Annotated in this window: 15 protein-coding genes; all 15 read left to right on the top strand. The window is 65.2% G+C overall.

The window, feature by feature from the left end; all coding sequences use genetic code 11:
* The first annotated feature begins 50 nt into the window (after positions 1-50).
* The 15 genes from LB518_RS16160 (at position 51) to LB518_RS16090 (ending at position 17,826) form a co-directional block, all read left to right on the top strand.
* A complete protein-coding gene (locus LB518_RS16160; RefSeq protein WP_224578554.1) occupies positions 51-1,247 on the top strand; it encodes an MFS transporter in 1,197 nt (398 codons plus the stop codon).
* Positions 1,248-1,286: 39 nt separating this feature from the next.
* On the top strand, positions 1,287-2,450 hold the full coding sequence (locus LB518_RS16155) for an MFS transporter (protein WP_224578553.1): 1,164 nt from the start codon (positions 1,287-1,289) through the stop codon (positions 2,448-2,450).
* Positions 2,451-2,477: 27 nt separating this feature from the next.
* Entirely contained in the window at positions 2,478-3,461 is a 984-nt protein-coding gene (locus LB518_RS16150; protein ID WP_224578552.1) for a quinone oxidoreductase family protein, read from the top strand.
* Between the two features lie 117 nt (positions 3,462-3,578).
* The gene (uraH, locus tag LB518_RS16145) at positions 3,579-3,929 is read left to right on the top strand and encodes a hydroxyisourate hydrolase (RefSeq protein ID WP_224578551.1); all 351 of its coding nucleotides are present in this window, start codon (positions 3,579-3,581) and stop codon (positions 3,927-3,929) included.
* A 4-nt stretch (positions 3,930-3,933) separates the two neighbouring features.
* Positions 3,934-5,418 carry a xanthine dehydrogenase small subunit gene (xdhA, locus tag LB518_RS16140; protein ID WP_224578550.1) on the top strand — a complete coding sequence of 495 codons (1,485 nt, stop codon included), beginning with the start codon at positions 3,934-3,936 and terminating at the stop codon, positions 5,416-5,418.
* Positions 5,405-7,726: a xanthine dehydrogenase molybdopterin binding subunit gene (xdhB, locus tag LB518_RS16135; protein WP_224578549.1), complete on the top strand. Its 2,322-nt coding sequence runs from the start codon at positions 5,405-5,407 to the stop codon at positions 7,724-7,726. The genes xdhA and xdhB overlap by 14 nt, the downstream gene beginning before the upstream one ends.
* Entirely contained in the window at positions 7,726-8,739 is a 1,014-nt protein-coding gene (gene xdhC / locus LB518_RS16130; protein ID WP_224578548.1) for a xanthine dehydrogenase accessory protein XdhC, read from the top strand. The genes xdhB and xdhC overlap by 1 nt, the downstream gene beginning before the upstream one ends.
* Before the next feature lies 1 nt (position 8,740).
* Positions 8,741-10,333, top strand: a complete 1,593-nt coding sequence (locus tag LB518_RS16125; RefSeq protein ID WP_224578547.1) for an ABC transporter ATP-binding protein — start codon at positions 8,741-8,743, stop codon at positions 10,331-10,333.
* Entirely contained in the window at positions 10,317-11,402 is a 1,086-nt protein-coding gene (locus LB518_RS16120; RefSeq protein ID WP_224578546.1) for an ABC transporter permease, read from the top strand. The genes LB518_RS16125 and LB518_RS16120 overlap by 17 nt, the downstream gene beginning before the upstream one ends.
* Before the next feature lie 10 nt (positions 11,403-11,412).
* The gene (locus tag LB518_RS16115) at positions 11,413-12,327 is read left to right on the top strand and encodes an ABC transporter permease (RefSeq protein ID WP_224578668.1); all 915 of its coding nucleotides are present in this window, start codon (positions 11,413-11,415) and stop codon (positions 12,325-12,327) included.
* 74 nt (positions 12,328-12,401) lie between these two features.
* Entirely contained in the window at positions 12,402-13,472 is a 1,071-nt protein-coding gene (locus LB518_RS16110; RefSeq protein ID WP_224578545.1) for a BMP family ABC transporter substrate-binding protein, read from the top strand.
* A gap of 113 nt (positions 13,473-13,585) precedes the next feature.
* Positions 13,586-14,767 carry a urate hydroxylase PuuD gene (locus LB518_RS16105; protein ID WP_224578544.1) on the top strand — a complete coding sequence of 394 codons (1,182 nt, stop codon included), beginning with the start codon at positions 13,586-13,588 and terminating at the stop codon, positions 14,765-14,767.
* Between the two features lie 37 nt (positions 14,768-14,804).
* Positions 14,805-15,323 (top strand): 2-oxo-4-hydroxy-4-carboxy-5-ureidoimidazoline decarboxylase, encoded by a 519-nt coding sequence (uraD, locus tag LB518_RS16100; RefSeq protein ID WP_224578543.1) that lies wholly within the window; start codon positions 14,805-14,807, stop codon positions 15,321-15,323.
* The gene (locus LB518_RS16095; RefSeq protein WP_224578542.1) at positions 15,320-16,612 is read left to right on the top strand and encodes an allantoate amidohydrolase; all 1,293 of its coding nucleotides are present in this window, start codon (positions 15,320-15,322) and stop codon (positions 16,610-16,612) included. Before uraD ends, LB518_RS16095 begins: the two co-directional genes overlap by 4 nt.
* Positions 16,609-17,826, top strand: coding sequence for a M20/M25/M40 family metallo-hydrolase (locus tag LB518_RS16090; protein WP_224578541.1), 1,218 nt, complete (start codon positions 16,609-16,611; stop codon positions 17,824-17,826). Before LB518_RS16095 ends, LB518_RS16090 begins: the two co-directional genes overlap by 4 nt.
* The last annotated feature ends 18 nt before the right edge of the window (positions 17,827-17,844 follow it).

Here is a 17,844-nt window from a genome sequence, read left to right as displayed (position 1 = left end):
AGCCCCGGTCGCGCAAGCGGCTGTTTCCGCACACCGCCGGCAGATTTCAGATGGCACTTTCGTTCGCTTCGGCACGCCTCATCATGGGGCTGTTCTTCATCTATTCCTTCGCGCTTTCGAATTGGCTCATTCGCATTCCCGATGTCCAGCATCGGCTTGATCTCGCGCCGGGCGCGCTGGCACTTTGTCTGCTCGGCCTGCCATTCGGACTTGTCTGCTCGATGGTGTTCGCGGGTCCGCTCGTGGAAAAGTTCGGTCCGCGGCGGGCGATCCGCTATGGCTTCGTGTTCTACGCCTTGCCGTTGATGCTGCCGGGCTTCGCGTTCTCTCCGGTCATGCTGTTCATCGCGCTGATGCTCGTCGGGCTTGGCATGGGGCCGCTCGAAGTCGGCATGAACGTCGCGGCCGATCGCATCGGCGCGGCCATCGGGCGCACGGTGATGTCGCGCTGCCACGGTTTCTGGAGCGTTGGCCTGATGGCGGGCGGCGCTGCCGGAACGGCCGCCGCGACCTTTGGATTGCCGCCGGGCGAGCATATTGCAGTTGTGATCGTCCTTGTGCTCATCGCCAGCCAGTTGACCGCCCTGCGCCTGCCGGCTCTTGGCGCGCTGCCTTCAGCCGAGCCTGGCGAGAAGGGACCCGTCTTCGCGCTGCCGCCGCGCAACATTATTGCGCTCTGCTTCTTCGCGTTCGGCATGCTGCTGGTCGAAGGCGCGATCACCGACTGGAGCGCGATCTATTTGCGCGATGTGTTTGGGCAAACGCCGCCGGTGACCGGTTTTGCCTTCACCGCCTTCGGCTTCCTGATGGCGGCCGGCCGCCTCGCCGGCGACTGGCTCTCGACGCGGTTCGGGGCGGCCATGATGGCGCGCGTCTGCTGCTCCGTCGGCCTTGCCGGCTTGCTCGCCATGATCCTCGCCGCTGATCCTGCTCTGGTGATCATCGGCGCGGCCGCCGCAGGCTTCGGCGTGTCGATCATATTCCCGCTCGCCGTCACCGCTGCTGCGTCGCGTGACGGCTCACCCGCCGTCAACGTCGCCGCGCTGTCGCTGCTGGCCTTCTCCGGCTTCATGGTCGGGCCCGTCGTGATCGGCTTCGTAGCCGAGGCCTTCGGCCTCAGGCTTGGCCTTTCAACGCTGCTCATCGCAGCCGGCGCGAGCCTGCTACTTTCCGGCGAGGTCCGGGTTCGCCCGAAGAAGGATCCGCCGCCGCTGCCGGCCGCAAAGGGCGGCATAGCGGCCATCTGAAACGCCTAGCCCGATCATCCCAGCCTCCCGAGACGAGCCATGTCTGACAGCCGCCGCATCATGGCGATCTTCTTTATTCAGTCGATTGTCCTCGGAAGCTGGTTTCCGCGCATTCCCGAGATCCAGGCAGCGCTCGGCCTCGGCCCGGCGCAACTGGCTCTGGCGCTGCTTGGCATGCCCATCGGTCTCCTGATGACGCTGCCATTTGCTGGTCGCGTCGTCGCGAAGATCGGCGCGCGGGCAGCGATCATCGGCGGCTTCGCGGTGTTCCTGCTGCTGTCGCCGTTGCCAGCCTTCGCGTGGAACCTGCCCAGCCTTTTCTTCGCGCTCCTGATTGTCGGAACGGCCGTCTCGGGTCTTGAGCTCGGCATGAATGTCGCTGCCGACGCGATCGAACATGCCGCCGGCCGCAAGATCATGAGCACCTGTCACGGCTTCTGGAGCCTTGGCCAGATGGTCGGCAGCCTGATCGGCGTTGCCTTCGCGGCGCTCGCCGTCGAGGTCAACGCCTCGCTCGGCCTTGTCTCGCTGGTGCTGCTCGTTCCGGCGCTCTGGCTCGGCTTCACGCTGCCGCGGCTACCGGATGCGGCAGCGCATCCGGCGGAGCCACGCCGCAACTGGTCAGGGCCATCGAAGGCGCTGATCGGGCTTTGCGTCTTCGTGTTTGGCATCGCGATGGCCGAAGGCGCGGCGGCCGACTGGTCGGCGGTGTTCCTGCGCGACATCATCGGCACGCCACTTGCCCAGGCCGGTTTCGGCTACACTGCCTATGCGTTCGCAATCGCCGCCGGACGGTTCCTCGGCGACCGGCTTTCGACGCGATTCGGTCCGGTGATGCTGGCGCGCTTCTGCGGCGCCGTGACGATCATCGGGATCGGCATCGTCGTCACGAGTACCGGTGCATCCCAGGCGATGATCGGCCTCGCAGCGCTTGGCTTCGGCTGCTCGGTCGGCTTCCCGCTCGGGGTCACCGCGGCGGCGCGGCTCGGCGATCGGCTTGCGGCGCCGAACGTCGCGCTGCTGTCGCTGTTCGCGCTGTTCGGGTTCCTGGTCGGCGCGCCGATGATCGGCTTTGTGGCGCAGCATCTCGATCTGCGTTTTGGTCTCGCCATGCTGCTGCCGCCGCTCCTGCTCAGCCTTGCCCTGGCCGGCGGCTTGCGTCCGCGCCGCACGACTGGTGAACTTGCACCCGCCGCCGCCTGACGGCGGGATCATCGGAGGAGAATCTTCATGACCCGAGCGATCCGCATCCATGCACAAGGCGGCCCCGAGGCGCTTCGCTTCGAAGCCATTGAGGTCGGTGCTCCGGGCCCGGGCGAGGTTCGCCTTCGCCACACTGCGATCGGCCTCAATTTCATCGATGTCTATCATCGCTCGGGCCTCTACCCGCCGCCGCAGCCGCTGCCCTTCGTGCCGGGCAGCGAGGGTGTCGGCGTCGTGGAGGCGGTGGGCGAGGGCGTCGCGGATATCACGGTCGGCGACCGCGTCGGTTATGCCGGCCCCACCGGCGCCTATAGCGAGGTGAGGCTCGCCCCCGTCGAGCGGATGGTGCCGATCCCCGAAGGTATCGATGATGCCGTGGCCGCGTCAGTGCTCCTGAAGGGCCTCACGGCCCGCTACCTGCTGCGGCAGACCTATGTCGTCACACCGCAGACCGTCCTGCTGTTCCACGCCGCGGCCGGCGGCGTCGGCTCGATCGCTTGCCAGTGGGCCGCGGCGCTTGGCGCGACGGTCATCGGCACGGCGGGATCTGCCGAGAAGGTCGAGCGCGCCCTTTCGCTCGGCTGCGACCATGTGATCAATTATCGCGAAGAGGACTTCGTCCAGCGCGTCGCGGCGATCACGGAGGGCGCCAAATGCGACGTCGTCTATGATTCGGTCGGCAAGGATACGTTCATCGGCTCGCTTGACTGCCTGAAGCCGCGAGGCATGCTGGTGTCGTTCGGCAACTCGTCAGGCGCCGTGCCGCCCTTCGAGATGAACCTCTTGCAACGCAAGGGCTCGCTTTACGCGACGCGGCCGACGCTCGGGCATTATGTCGCGAAGCGATCCGAGCTCCTCGAAGCGGCTTCCGATCTCTTCGGGATGATCCTTTCAGGCAAGGTCCGCATCGACGCGCCAGAGCGCTTTCCGCTGGCCGACGCGGCAGCAGCGCAGACCGCGCTCGAGGGCCGCCACACGCAGGGTTCGGTCGTCCTCATTCCGAAGCATTGATCGCGCGAGCGGACATTCTGCCGCCATTGCGTGCAGCGCCGGATTGATTGTACGATTTGATTAAGGCTTGTGCAGCTTCAGCTGCGCGGGCCCAGGCAATCCTTGCAGGGAGTTCGAATGGGCCGCCTCACGACGCATGTTCTCGATACGGCGGCGGGCCGACCGGCGGCTGGCCTCAAGATCGAGCTCTATCGCCTTGATTCCGAAAGGGTCCTGGTTCATTCGGCCGTGACCAATTCCGACGGGCGGGTCGACGGTCCACTCCTCGAAGGCGACGCCTTTTCGGCGGGGGTCTATGAACTCGTCTTCCATGCCGGAGACTATCTGAAGCAAGGTGCAATCGACCTGCCGGAGCCGGCATTCCTCGACGTCGTCCCGATCCGCTTCGGGATCGCGGAGCCCGGCCAGCATTATCATGTGCCGCTGCTGATCTCGCCCTTCGGCTATTCAACCTATCGCGGCAGCTGACCCCATGCGCGACACCATTCGATTCATCCGCCGTGGTGGCATTGTCGAGGTCGGCGATTTCGACCCGATGACGATGCTCCTCGACCATCTTCGCCTTGACGAAGGCGCCAAGGGGACCAAGGAAGGCTGCGGCGAGGGCGATTGCGGTGCCTGCACGGTCGCAATCGGCCGCTGCCGCAATGGCGAGGTCGTCTACGAGCCCGTGAATGCCTGCATCCAGCTTCTCGGCATGGTGGATGGCACCGAGGTGGTCGCAATCGAGGACCTGGCCGACGGCGACACGCTGCATCCGATTCAGCAGGCGATGGTCGACCGGCATGGCTCGCAATGCGGCTTTTGCACGCCCGGCTTCGTCATGAGCCTGTTTGCGCTGTTCCATGCCAGCGAGGGCCCGGTGACGCGTGGCGAGATCAATGACTGGATCGCCGGCAATCTTTGCCGCTGTACCGGTTATCGGCCGATCGTCGATGCGGGCCTCGAGGCCTCGACCGCGCCCCGCGCTGACAAATTCCACCGGGCGAGCGCCGATACCGCCGGAATTCTGCAGTTCCTTGCCGACGATCGGGACCTCTTTATCGGCGACGAAGAGCGGTTCTTCGCTGCCCCGGCCTCCGTCGATGCGCTGGCGGCGCTCTATCAGAGACATCCGACGGCGGTGATCGTCGCCGGCGCCACCGATGTCGGCCTTTGGATTACCAAGCAGCTCCGCGACATTCCCAAGATCATCCATATCGGCCGCGTCGCCGGGATGAACCGCATCGAGGACACCGGCCGCGAGATCCTGATCGGTGCCACCGCGACTTATGCGACCGCCGAGCCCTATATGCGCGCTATCGATCCCGATCTCGGCGAGCTCTTCCGCCGCATCGGCTCCAAGCAGGTTCGCGCCAGCGGCACGGTCGGCGGCAATGTCGCCAATGGTTCGCCGATCGGCGACACGCCGCCGGCGCTGATCGCGCTCGGGGCGACCATGGAGCTCCGGCGCGGCGATCGGGCGCGGGTCATTCCGCTGGAGGATTTCTTCATCGATTACGGCAAGCAGAACCGCGCCTCCGGCGAATTCGTCACCGGATTGCTGGTGCCTAGGCTGCGCGAAGATCAGGTGTTCCGCTGCTACAAGGTAACGAAGCGCTTCGACCAGGACATCTCGGCCGTCATGGGTGCCTTCCGCTTCACGCTCGACGCCGACGGCCTCGTTCGCGAGGCCCGGATCGCCTATGGCGGCATGGCGGGGACGCCCAAGCGGGCGAAAGGCGCCGAAGCAGCGCTGAATGGCTCGGCGATCCGCGATTCCGCGGCATGGTCGAATGCCTTTGCGGCGCTGCGCGAGGATTACGCGCCGCTCGACGATCACCGCGCCAGCGCCGCGTACCGCGCCGAGATCGCGCATGCCCTGCTCGGAAAGGCGCTTCTGGAAGCGGCCGGGACATCGACGGCGCGGACCCGCCTTGTCGGTCGCCGCGAGGAGATCGTTCATGCCGCCGAGTGACACCATGATCCCCGACGCCGAACTGCAGGTCGTTCGCAAACCGCTGCCGCATGACAGCGCGCCGCGCCATGTCACAGGCTCTGCCGCCTATATCGACGACATCCGCGAGCCCTCGGGCACGCTGCATATCGCGCCCGGCTATGCGCCGATCGCTGCGGGCCGCATCACGGCGCTCGATCTTTCTGCTGTTCGTGCCGCTCCGGGCGTAATTGCCGTAATGACTGCCGAGGACATTCCGGGCGCCAACGACATCTCGCCGAAGCTTCTCGGCGATGATCCGGCCTTGGCCGGCAGTGAGATCCGCTTCCATGGCCAGGTGGTGTTCATCGTCATCGCCGAGACGCGAGACCTCGCCCGTCGTGCGACGCGCAAGGCGAAATACACCACCGAAGCGATGGTGCCGGTCGTCGATGTCAGCGAGGCGAGCGAACTGGTCCTGCCGGAATATGCCTTCGTGCGGGGCGATCCCGACGCGGCGATTGCATCGGCCCCGGTGAGCTTTTCCGACACGTTCCGCATCGGCGGGCAGGAGCATTTCTATCTCGAAGGCCAGATCGCCATGGCGGTGCCTGGAGAGGCAGGCGAGATGTTCGTCTACTCCTCAACGCAGCATCCGAGCGAGGTTCAGCACCTCGTCGCCCATGCACTGCATCTGCCGTCGAGTGCCGTGACCGTCGAGATTCGCCGCATGGGCGGTGCCTTTGGCGGCAAGGAAAGCCAGGCCTCGCAATGGGCCGTGCTGGCGGCGCTCGCCGCCTGGAAGACCGGCGCGCCCTGCAAGATGCGGCTCGACCGCGACGACGACATGATGATGACCGGCAAACGGCACGACTTCCGTGTCGGCTACCGCGTCGGTCATGACGAGGCGGGCGTGCTGCAATCGGTCGATGTCGCTTTCGATGCGCGCTGCGGTCATTCCGAAGACCTGTCAATGGGCGTCGTCGACCGGACGATGTTCCACGCCGACAATTCCTATTTCTATCCGCAGACCCGCATCCTGACGCGGCGCTATCGCACCAACACCTGCTCGAATACCGCGTTTCGTGGCTTCGGCGGACCGCAGGGCATGGTGTTTGCCGAGCGGATGATGGACCAGATCGCCTACCGCCTCGGCAAGGATCCGCTCGACGTCCGCAAGGCGAATTTCTATGACGGCCGTGGGCGCGACCTGACACCCTATGGCCAGCAGGTGTCGGACAATCTGCTGCATGAGCTCGTCGCCGAGCTGGAAGTGGATTGCGATTATCGGGCGCGCCGCGCCGAGATCGCCGCCTGGAATGCTGACAGCCGCATTTTGAAGCGAGGCCTGGCGCTGACGCCGGTGAAATTCGGCATCTCCTTCACGCTGATGCCGCTCAACCAGGCCGGCGCGCTGGTGCATCTCTATCGCGACGGCTCGCTGCACCTGAACCATGGCGGCACCGAGATGGGGCAGGGGCTCTTCCTCAAGGTGGCGCAGGTCGTCGCGGAAGAGTTCGGCGTCGACATGGGCAAGGTCGCGATCACCGCGACCCGCACCGACAAGGTGCCGAACACCTCGCCGACGGCGGCCTCGTCCGGCACCGACTTGAACGCGATGGCGGCGCTCGCCGCCTGTAACGAGATCAAGGACCGGCTTTTCGCGTTCATCGAGCAGAAATGGCGCGTCCAGCGGGAACAGGTCCGCTTCCGCGACAATCACGTCTTCATCGGCAACCAGTCGATGAGCCTTGGAGAGCTTGCCAGCGCCGCCTATGCCGAGCGCATCCAGCTGTCCTCGGCCGGCTACTACCGCACGCCGATCATCGCCTGGAACCGCGACAAGGCCGAGGGACGGCCCTTCCTTTATTATTCCTATGGCGCGTCCTGCTCCGAGGTCACGATCGACACCATGACCGGCGAGATGAAAGTCGATCGCGTCGACGTGCTGCATGATGTCGGCAAGTCGCTCAATCCGGCCATCGATATCGGCCAGATCGAGGGCGGCTTCGTGCAGGGCATGGGCTGGCTGACGACGGAGGAACTGGTCTGGGACAAGCAGGGGCGGCTTCGGACCCATGCGCCTTCGACCTACAAGATCCCGACATCGTCCGACATACCGGAGCATTTCGTCGTCAATCTGTTTCAATCGGAAGGGGCGCGCGAAAAGACGATCTATCGTTCCAAGGCGGTCGGCGAACCGCCCCTGATGCTTCCGATCTCGGTCTGGTGCGCCATCGCCAATGCGATCGCTTCGCTCGCCCCCGGCGTCGTTCCCGATCTCGACGCGCCCGCGACGCCGGAGGCGATCATGAAAGCGGTGAGGGGAGCGCGCTCGGGAGGGCATTGATGCTGGTCTGGCAACGTCTCCTCGATGCGATCGACCGTCACGGCAGGGCTGCCATGGCGAGCCTGGTGGAGACACGCGGATCAGCGCCCCGCGAAGCGGGCGCGCGGCTCGTGGTGCTGCCGGATGGCGGCTTCAGCGGGACGATCGGCGGCGGAACCCTCGAATGGCGGGCGATCGCCGAGGCGCAACGCCTGCTAGCGCGCGAGAAGCCCTCTAGCCTGCAGCTTTCCTCGATCGCGCTCGGGCCTGAACTCGGCCAATGCTGCGGCGGGCGGGTCGAACTCGCGCTTGAAGTCTTTGGTGCCGAGCGACGCGAGGAGGTTCGCGCCCTTGCCGAGGCGGAAATCGCCGGCCCGTTCCGAACCCGCGCCGCGCTTGCCAAGGAGAGCGACAGGCTGACGCGCCATGTCGTCGGGGGCAGCACCGTTCCGATCGGCGCGGCGCGGATCGAAGACGGCATGCTGGAGGAAGGCTTTGGTGAGGAGCGTCGGGCGCTGTTCCTGTTCGGCGCGGGTCATGTCGGCCGCGCGCTGGTGCTCGCGCTCGCGCCGCTGCCATTCACCGTCACATGGATCGACCCAAGGCCGGACGCCTTTCCCGCTCTTGTTCCGGCCAATTGCCGCTGTGTTCAGCAATCTGACACGCCCGAAGCGCTTTCAGCGGCGCCGGATGGCACATTCGTGCTTGTGATGACTCATAGTCATGCCCTTGATCTCGCCATTCTGCACAAAGCATTGGCAGCGGGACGCTTTCCCTATGTCGGCGTGATCGGCAGCGCCTCGAAGCGGACGCGTTTTCGGCGGTTGCTTGGCGAGGCGGGCATTGGCGAGGCCGAGATTGCCGCGATGGCCTGCCCGATCGGCATTCCGGGCATTCGTTCCAAGCTGCCAGCTGTGATTGCAGCGTCGGTGGCATCAGACTTGCTAATTCGTGACGAGGCGGCGCGCGGGGCGATCCCGATCGAAGCGGATCCGCATCGTCTGGCATCGCTCCGTTCGCCGAGGGGAAGCTGAATTGGAAACAAAAAGCGCTGGCCGCCGAACGCGGCCGGAGAGCGGCGCCCTCATCCAGGCGATCGGCATCAGCAAGCTGTTCGGCAGCTTCAAGGCCAATGACGCCGTCGATCTGACGATCCGGCCCGGCGAGATCCATGCCCTGCTCGGTGAGAACGGCGCCGGCAAGTCGACACTCGTCAAGATCCTCTATGGCTCGCTGCAGCCAAGCGCCGGCGAAATCCGCTGGAAGGGCCAGTCGGTGCGCATCCCGAGCCCATCGGCAGCGCGCAAGCTTGGCATCGGCATGGTGTTCCAGCATTTCTCGCTGTTTGACGCACTGACCGTAACCGAGAACATCGCGCTCGCCCTCGCGGATCGCAGCAACCGGGCGGCGCTCGCCCGCGAGATCGAGAAGGTCTCGCTCGAATATGGGCTGCCGCTCAATCCGTCCTCGCGCATCGTCGATCTCTCGGTCGGTGAACGGCAGCGGGTCGAGATCGTGCGCTGCCTGCTGCAAAATCCCGAACTGCTGATCATGGACGAGCCGACCTCGGTGCTGACACCGCAGGAGGCGGACGACCTCTTCCAGACGCTCGACCGGCTCACGGCGCGGGGCTGCGCGGTGCTCTATATCAGCCACCGTCTCGAAGAGGTGAAGCAGATCTGCCATCACGCGACGATCCTGCGGCTCGGCAAGGTCGTCGCCGAATGCGATCCGCAGCAGGAGACGGCGTCGAAGCTGGCCAGCCTGATGGTCGGCGCCGACGTGCATGTGCTTTCCGCCGACACACCGCCGCCGACATCCGCCAAGACGCGACTTTCGGTGCGCAATCTGTCGCTGCCCGAGCCGCATCCCTTCGCGGTGGCGCTGCATGACATCTCGCTCGATATCCAGGCCGGTGAGATCGTCGGCATCGCCGGCATCGCCGGTAATGGCCAGGGCGAGTTCTTCGACGCGCTGTCGGGCGAGCGGCCGGCAATCCGGCCTGAGACTGTGACGATCGACGGCAAGCCGGCCGGCAAACTCGGCGTCACCGCGCGGCGGCGGCTCGGCGCGGCCTTCGTGCCGGAAGAGCGCATCGGCCATGGCGCGGTGCCGCGGCTGCGCCTGTCCGACAATGTCCTCCTGACGCGCCATGCCACGGGTGATCAGCTGCTGCGGGTCGGCGTGATCGATTTCAGCGGCATGAAGACACTTGCCGATCGCATCGGCCGCTCGTTCGATGTGCGAAAATCCGCTGTCGACCCGGAAGCGGGATCGCTCTCCGGCGGCAATCTTCAAAAATTCATTGTCGGCCGCGAGATCGACCGGCAGCCTTCGGTGCTTGTCGTCAGCCAACCGACCTGGGGCGTCGATGCCGGCGCCGCGGCGGTCATCCGCCAGGCGCTGATTGATCTCGCGCGGTCCGGTTCGGCGGTCTTGATCATCAGCCAGGATCTCGACGAGATCTTCGAGATCGCGGACCGCGTGGCCGTGATCTCGCGCGGCTATCTGTCGGAACCGGTGCCGGCCCGCTCGCTCTCCCGCGAGCAGATTGGACTGATGATGGCCGGCCTCGGCGAAGGCAAGAGCATGGCCCAGAAGGAGACCGCGCATGCGCATCGTGCTTGAGCGGCGCCTGACGCCCAGCCGAAACATGCAGTATCTGTCGCCGCTGCTGGCGATCGTGCTGTCGCTCGTCACCTTCTTCATCATCTTCGTGCTGTCGGGCATCGACCCGCTCAAGGCGCTCTACATCTATTTCGTCGAGCCGCTGACGGCGGTCTGGTCGATCGAGGATCTCCTGGTGAAGGCCGTGCCGATCATCCTGATCGCGATCGGCCTCGCCTTTTGCTACCAGTCCGCCGTCTGGAACATCGGCGCAGAGGGGCAGCTTGCCGCCGGCGCGCTCGCTGGCTCGATCATCCCGGTGATGTTCCCGTCCCTGCAGGGACCGGCCGTCATTACCGCCATGATCCTGATGGGTATCGCGGGCGGCATGGCCTATGCCGCGATCCCGGCCATCCTCAAGATCCGCTTCAATGCCAACGAGACGCTGACGACGCTGATGCTCGTCTATGTCGCCAATCTCTTTCTCGACTACATGGCGCGCGGGCCGTGGCGTGATCCGGCCGGCTTCAACTTCCCCAACAGCCGCCCCTTCAGTGAAGGTCAGATCCTGCCGGTGATCGCGGGCGACTCCGTCCGCCTCTCCATCGTCTTCATGCTCGTTGCGGTGGTCGTTGCCTGGTTCCTGACGACCAAGACGATGACAGGCTTCAAGATCCGCGTGCTCGGCCTTTCGCCGCGCGCCGGTTCGTTCGGCGGCTTCTCGCGCGACAAGATGGTGATGCTGACCTTTCTCATCTCCGGCGGTCTCGCCGGGCTTGCCGGCATCTGCGAGGTGGCTGGCCCCATCGGCCAGCTCCGCACCACCGTGTCGCCCGGCTATGGTTTCACGGCGATCATCGTGGCCTTTCTCGGACGTCTGCATCCGTTCGGAATCCTGATCGCCGGCCTGTTGCTGGCGCTCTCCTATATGGGCGGGGAGGGGGCGCAGGTGGCGATTGGCCTCTCCGACCAGACGACGCAGGTCTTCCAGGGGATGCTGCTCTTCTACGTCCTCGCTTGCGACAGCTTCATCTACTACCGCCTCAAATTCGTGCGCGAGCCCGTGCTCGATGCGGCAACGGTTCGGTGACGTCATGACGATGCTGGAAGGAATCCTGCTCACCATCGTCACCGCCGCGACGCCGCTGCTGTTCGCCGCGATCGGCGAACTGGTGGCCGAGCGCTCGGGCGTGCTCAATCTTGGCGTCGAGGGCATGATGGCCGTCGGCGCGGTCTGCGGCTTTGCCGCCGCGAGCACCACGGGCAATCCGCTCATCGGTGTCCTCGCAGCGATCATCGCCGGCATGCTGGCGGCCAGTCTCTTCGGCATCGTCGCGCTGTTCTTCGTCGCCAACCAGAATGCGACAGGCGTCGCGCTCACGCTGTTCGGCCTCGGCCTTTCCGGGCTGATCGGCGACAGCTTCGTCGGAACGCCCGGCATTCCGATTCCAAAGGTCGACATCCCCGTTTTCAGCGATCTGCCGGTCGTGGGACGGCTCATCTTCGGCGAGGACCCGTTCGTCTATGCAGCCGTCGTGCTGGCCATCGCCACCTGGTGGTTCCTGTTCAAGACGCGCGGCGGGTTGATCGTGCGCGCGGTCGGCGACAACGCCGCTTCGGCGCATGCGCTCGGCTTCTCCGTGCTTCGGACCCGTTTTCTCGCGGTCCTGTTCGGCGGCGCCTGCGCCGGGCTCGGCGGGGCCTATCTCTCGCTCGTCTATACCCCGCAATGGACGCAGGCGATGACCGCCGGCCGCGGCTGGATCGCGCTGGCTCTTGTCGTCTTCGCCTCCTGGCTGCCTGGCCGCCTGGTCGCCGGCGCGCTGCTCTTCGGAGCCGTCAGTATCCTGCAGCTGCACGCGCAGGCGATCGGCATCGGCATCCCCTCGCAGTTCCTGTCGATGCTGCCTTACATCGTCACCGTGATCGCGCTGGTGGTGATTTCGCGCAACCGCGCGCTGCTCTCGGTCAACACACCCGCCTGTCTCGGCCGCCCATTCGTCGCCGACACCTGATCCGCTTTCCGCGCGGGCCGTTTGCCCGCGCGGCACACGCTAGAACTCGTCGATCCAGAGGAAGGACAATAACAATGCGCAGATACATCGTAGCCCTTGGCGCCGCCGCAATGGCGGCGGGCATGATTTCGGGAGCCCAGGCGGCCGACAAGGTGAAGGCCTGCTTCGTCTATACCGGCCCACATAATGACGGCGGCTGGAGCCAGCAGCACGACATGGCGCGCCTCGCCGTCGAGAAGCATTTCGAAGGCAAGGTCGAGACGGCCTATGTCGAGAATGTCGCCGAAGGTCCGGATGCCGAGCGCGCCATCGAGCGTCTCGCCCGCTCCGGCTGCAATGTCATCTTCACGACCTCGTTCGGCTTCATGGACCCGACCCTCAAGGTCGCCAAGAAGTTCCCCGACGTGAAGTTCGAGCACGACGCCGGCTACAAGATGGCGGACAACGTCTCGATCTATAATCTGCGCTGGTATGAGGGCCGCTACGTCCAGGGCCAGATCGCCGCGAAGATGTCGAAGACCGGCGTCGCCGGCTATATCGTGTCCTTCCCGATCCCCGAGGTCGTGATGGGCATCGACGCGTTCATGCTCGGCGCGCAGTCGGTCAATCCCGATTTCAAGATCAAGGTCGTCTGGGCCAATACGTGGTTTGATCCGGGCAAGGAAGCCGACGCTGCCAAGGCGCTGATCGACCAGGGCGCCGACATCATTGTCCAGCACACGGATTCGCCCGCCGCGATGCAGATCGCCGAGGAGCGTGGCCTGCATGCCTTCGGCCAGTCGGCCGACATGTCGAAGTTCGGCCCCAAGGCCCATCTCGCCTCGCTCATCGACAACTGGACGCCCTATTATATCGAGCGCGTCCAGGCGGTCCTCGATGGTACGTGGAAGTCGACCGACACCTGGGAAGGCCTGAAGGCCGGCCTCGTCGTGCTCGGTCCGCTCACAAATATGCCCGACGACGTCAAGGCGATGGCCGAGGATTCGATGGACAAGATCAAGTCCGGCGAACTCGTCGTCTTCAAGGGCCCGATCACGAAGCAGGACGGCTCGGTCGGTATTGCCGACGGCGCCGTTGCCGACGACAAGACCCTGCTCGGCCTCAACTGGTACGTGAAGGGCATCGACGACAAGCTGCCGCAGTAGCTTCGATGGCGCGGCGCACCATCGCGGCGCGCCGCTGAAGATCGCTCGTTTCGCGTGGCCGGTGCCCCTCGAGGGTGCCGGCCATCACCACACCGGGGCCGAATTCCGCAAAGATGTCCGCATTCGTCGTCGACTGGCTCAATCTCCTCATCCGCTGGTCCCACCTCATCGTGGGCATTGGCTGGATCGGTACCTCGTTCTATTTCATCGCGCTCGATCTGAGCCTCAAGAAGCGCGAGCAGATGAATCCGGGTGTCTACGGCACCGCGTGGGAGGTGCATGGCGGCGGCTTCTATCATGTCGAGAAATATCTGGTCGCGCCGCCGGCGCTGCCTTCTGATCTGATCTGGTACAAGTGGGAGGCGTATCTCACCTGGGTTTCCGGCTTCCTGCTGCTGATCGTCCAGTACTATTGGAACGCCAATTCCTTCCTGATCGACCGCTCGGTGATGCCGCTGTTGCCTTCGCAGGCGATCGTCATCTCGATGCTATCGCTCGTCGGCGGTTGGCTGATCTATGACCGGCTGTGCAAATCAGCGCTCGGGCGTTCGACGCCGGTTCTTGCCGTCTGCCTGTTCGTCCTGATCGTCGGTGCCGCCTATCTGTTCACGCATGTGTTTTCGGGCCGCGGCGCCTTCATCCATGTTGGCGCCTTCATCGGCACGATCATGGCCGTCAATGTGTTCGGCATCATCGTCCCGAACCAGCGCAAGATCGTTGCCTCGCTCATGGCGCATGAACCGCCCGATCCACGCCTCGGCGCCATCGGCAAACAGCGCTCGGTGCACAACAATTACCTGACGCTGCCAGTACTGGTGATGATGGTCTCGAACCATTATCCGTTCCTGACCAGCCATCCGCAGAGCTGGATGATAGTCGCCTTCATCCTGCTGCTCGGCGGCTCGATCCGGCATTTCCTCAACCGCCATGAGGCGCATGACCCGTTCTTGAAATTCGCCTGGACGTTGCCGGTCGCCATCGTCGCGCTTGGCGTCCTCATCGCCATGACCGCGCCAAAGGAGATGGCGCTTCAGCCGGGCGTGACGGTTTCCGATGCCGATGTTCTGGCGCTGACCGCCAAGCATTGCACCATGTGTCACGCTACGCGCCCGACACATGATGGCTTCGACGCACCGCCCAAGGGCGTGATGCTCCAGACGACCGCCGAACTGGTGCAGCACAAGGACCAGATCATCGCGCAGGCGGTGCAGGGCAGGGCGATGCCGCTCGGCAATGAACACGGCATGACCGACGAGGAGCGCAAGAGGCTTGGCGCCTGGCTCCAAAGCCATTAGACACCAGCCGGTCGCAACAAGGCCTGCCGGAACGACAATGCCAAATCCGCCGCTCTCCCTCGACGCGGTCAATGCCATGAACGAGACGGCTTTCGTCGCCTCGTTCGGCGATATCGCCGAGCATTCGCCGTGGGTCGCCCGTGCAGCCTATGCCGGCCATCCCTTTGCCGATCACGACGCGCTGGTCGCTTCATTCCACGCCGCGATCGCAGCGGCGCCGCATGAGACGCAACTGGCCCTGCTTCGCGAACATCCCGACCTTGCCGGCCGGGCCCGCATCGCTGAGCTGGCAGCCGAGTCGCAGGTCGAGCAGCTTGGTGCGGGCCTCGATAGGCTGACGGCGGACGAGTTTGCCGAGTTCACCCGGCTCAACGAGGCGTATCGCGCGCGCCACGGCATTCCGTTCATTCGTGCGGTCAAGGGGTCGACGAAGGAGCAGATCATCGAGGCGTTCCGCGAGCGCCTGCCGAACTCGCCCGAGGCCGAGTTCGCGATGGCGCTGACGCAGGTCCAGCGGATCATCCGCTTCCGGCTCGAGGATCGGGTCGCGTCATGACATCATTGCCAGCGACCGGGCCGCTGACGACACGCCAGATTGGCGAGCGCGCGCAGGCCATGGTCGATGCGCTCGCGACCGTTTCCGCCGACGAGGGGGCGCTGACGCGGCTCTATCTGACACCGGAGCATCGCCGCGCCGCCGAGATGGTGAGCGGCTGGATGGATACTGCCGGTCTTTCGGCGCGCATGGATGCGGCCGGGACCGTGCGCGGCGCGCTCCCGCCCGGCGCTGCCGGCCGCAACAGCAACAAGGTGCTGCTGATCGGCTCGCATATCGATACGGTCATCGACGGCGGCCGATTTGACGGTAATCTGGGTGTCATTGCCGGCATTCTTGCGGTCGAGCAGTTGAAGGCGCGCGGGATCGCCTTGCCGTTCGGCCTCGAAGTCCTCGCCTTCGGCGATGAAGAAGGCGTTCGCTTTCCTGTGACGCTGACCTCATCGGCGGTCGCCGCCGGTGTCTTCGATCCCAATTCGCTGGACGTCGCAGACGCGCAGGGTGTCACGCTGCGCGAGGCCCTCGTCGCCTTTGGCGGCGATCCGGAGCGGCTGCGACAGGAAGCCTATCAGCGCCCCGCTGTCCTCGGCTATCTCGAGGTGCATATCGAGCAAGGGCCGGTGCTTGAACGCGCCGGAGAACCGCTCGGTGTCGTCAGCGCCATCGCCAGCCAGAGCCGGCACCGCATCCGGATCCGCGGTGAGGCGGGCCATGCTGGCACCGTGCCGATGGAAATGCGACACGACGCGCTCGCAGCTGCCGCCGAGATTATCCTGGCCGTCGAGGCAATCGCTCGAAAAGGCAAGAAGCATGCGCTTGTGGCAACGGTTGGTCATGTCGAGGTGATGCCCGGCGCCTCCAATGTTATTCCGGGCGATGTGCGCTTCTCGCTCGATGTCCGTGCTGCAACGGACGACGCCCGCAAAGCGGCGGTCGAGGAAATCACGCTGTTCGCGCGGAGGATCGACAAGCGCCGCCAAGTCGTGGTCGGCGTCGAAACGGTGATGGAAAAAGGGGTCGCGACCTGTGCGCCGCGCCTTGCCAAGGCCATTGCGGCTGGCGTCGGCGCGGTTCAGGCCAAGCCGGCGCGCAGCCTGATGTCGGGCGCCGGCCATGATGGCCTGTCGATGGCGCAACTCGGCGATATTGGGATGATCTTTGTTCGCTGCCGGGCCGGCATCAGTCATAATCCCAACGAGTGGGTGTCGATCGACGATATGGGCGCTGCCGTCGAGGCGCTTGTAGCGACGATCGAGGAACTGGCACGGCAGGAAAGGGCAGGGCGATGATCGGAGCGGCGGTCGATGCCTCGTTCGAACGCGAGGTGGCGTTTCTGAAAGCCATGATCCGCGTCCCGAGCGACAATCCGCCGGGCGATTGCGCGGCGCATGCGGAAGCGGCGACTGCGGCGCTCGAGGCACTCGGATTCACCGTCGAGCAGCATCCAGTACCGGAGCCGTTCTCGCGCCAGCACGGCCTCCGCAGTATCGTCAATCTGATTGTGCGCAGGACTTTCGGCAGCGGGAGCGGGCCTGTCATCGCCCTTGCCGCACACGGCGACGTCGTGCCGCCTGGCGATGGCTGGACGACCGATCCGTATGGCGCCGAGGAACGCCACGGCGCTGTCTATGGCCGTGGCGCCGCCGTCTCGAAGGCTGACTTCGCCGCTTATGCCTTTGCGCTTCTGGCGCTCGAACGATCCGAGGCGGCGCTCGATGGCGGCGTCGAGATCCATTTCACCTATGATGAGGAGACCGGTGGCTTCGTCGGCCCGAAATGGCTGCTGGAGCATGGCCTCTCCAAGGCCGATTACGCGATCACGTCGGGCTTTTCCCATGCCGTCGCGACGGCGCATAGCGGGGTGCTGCATCTCGAAGTGGTGGTGCGAGGGCGGCAGGCTCACGCGGCTGTCGCGCAGCTTGGCGCCGATGCGCTCGAAGCCGCGACCCCCATCCTCGCAGCCATTTATGGAGAACGGCGCCGGCTGGGAGCCATTCGCTCTGACGAGGCGGGGATTGGCGGTCCGCAGATCACGGTCGGCCTGATCTCAGGCGGCATCAATACCAATGTCGTGCCTGATCGCATCGTGCTCCGGATCGATCGCCGCATCATTACCGAAGAAGATGGCGAAAGCGTCGAGGCTGATTTGATTGGGCTGATCGAGGCCGCGGCACCCTCGACGCCGGGCATCGAAGTCGAATGCCGGCGCATCCTGCTGGCCGAACCGCTGCGGCCATTGCCCGGTATCGAAAGGCTGGTGGAGGCCATCCGGGAGCCTGCCGAAGCGCTGTTCGGCGTGCCGATCGATGTCACCGGTGTGCCGCTCTATACCGATGCGCGCCATTATGCGGCGGCCGGCATCCCGACGGTTCTTTATGGCGCAGGACCGCGCTCGATTGTCGATGCCAACGCGCATTCCGCCGACGAACATATCCGCCTCGACGATCTGCGCGCTGCCACCGAGGTCATCGCCCGAGCGCTGGAAAGCCTGCTCGCGCGATAACCTAATCCGGCGCCAATG

This window comes from Mesorhizobium sp. BR1-1-16 (genome assembly GCF_020165495.1).
Lineage (GTDB): Bacteria > Pseudomonadota > Alphaproteobacteria > Rhizobiales > Kaistiaceae > Kaistia.
The sequence above is the reverse complement of the archived record's forward strand: the minus strand, read 5'-3'. Positions and strand labels throughout refer to the sequence as shown.

Coding starts and splice junctions, on each gene's coding strand:
- xdhC (WP_224578548.1), top strand. CDS start 7,726: ATGCTGGTCTGGCAACGTCTCCTCGATGCGATCGACCGTCACGGCAGG.
- LB518_RS16155 (WP_224578553.1), top strand. CDS start 1,287: ATGTCTGACAGCCGCCGCATCATGGCGATCTTCTTTATTCAGTCGATT.
- xdhA (WP_224578550.1), top strand. CDS start 3,934: ATGCGCGACACCATTCGATTCATCCGCCGTGGTGGCATTGTCGAGGTC.
- LB518_RS16115 (WP_224578668.1), top strand. CDS start 11,413: ATGCTGGAAGGAATCCTGCTCACCATCGTCACCGCCGCGACGCCGCTG.
- LB518_RS16105 (WP_224578544.1), top strand. CDS start 13,586: ATGTCCGCATTCGTCGTCGACTGGCTCAATCTCCTCATCCGCTGGTCC.
- LB518_RS16160 (WP_224578554.1), top strand. CDS start 51: ATGGCACTTTCGTTCGCTTCGGCACGCCTCATCATGGGGCTGTTCTTC.
- uraH (WP_224578551.1), top strand. CDS start 3,579: ATGGGCCGCCTCACGACGCATGTTCTCGATACGGCGGCGGGCCGACCG.
- LB518_RS16110 (WP_224578545.1), top strand. CDS start 12,402: ATGCGCAGATACATCGTAGCCCTTGGCGCCGCCGCAATGGCGGCGGGC.
- LB518_RS16150 (WP_224578552.1), top strand. CDS start 2,478: ATGACCCGAGCGATCCGCATCCATGCACAAGGCGGCCCCGAGGCGCTT.
- LB518_RS16090 (WP_224578541.1), top strand. CDS start 16,609: ATGATCGGAGCGGCGGTCGATGCCTCGTTCGAACGCGAGGTGGCGTTT.
- LB518_RS16095 (WP_224578542.1), top strand. CDS start 15,320: ATGACATCATTGCCAGCGACCGGGCCGCTGACGACACGCCAGATTGGC.
- LB518_RS16120 (WP_224578546.1), top strand. CDS start 10,317: ATGCGCATCGTGCTTGAGCGGCGCCTGACGCCCAGCCGAAACATGCAG.
- uraD (WP_224578543.1), top strand. CDS start 14,805: ATGCCAAATCCGCCGCTCTCCCTCGACGCGGTCAATGCCATGAACGAG.
- xdhB (WP_224578549.1), top strand. CDS start 5,405: ATGCCGCCGAGTGACACCATGATCCCCGACGCCGAACTGCAGGTCGTT.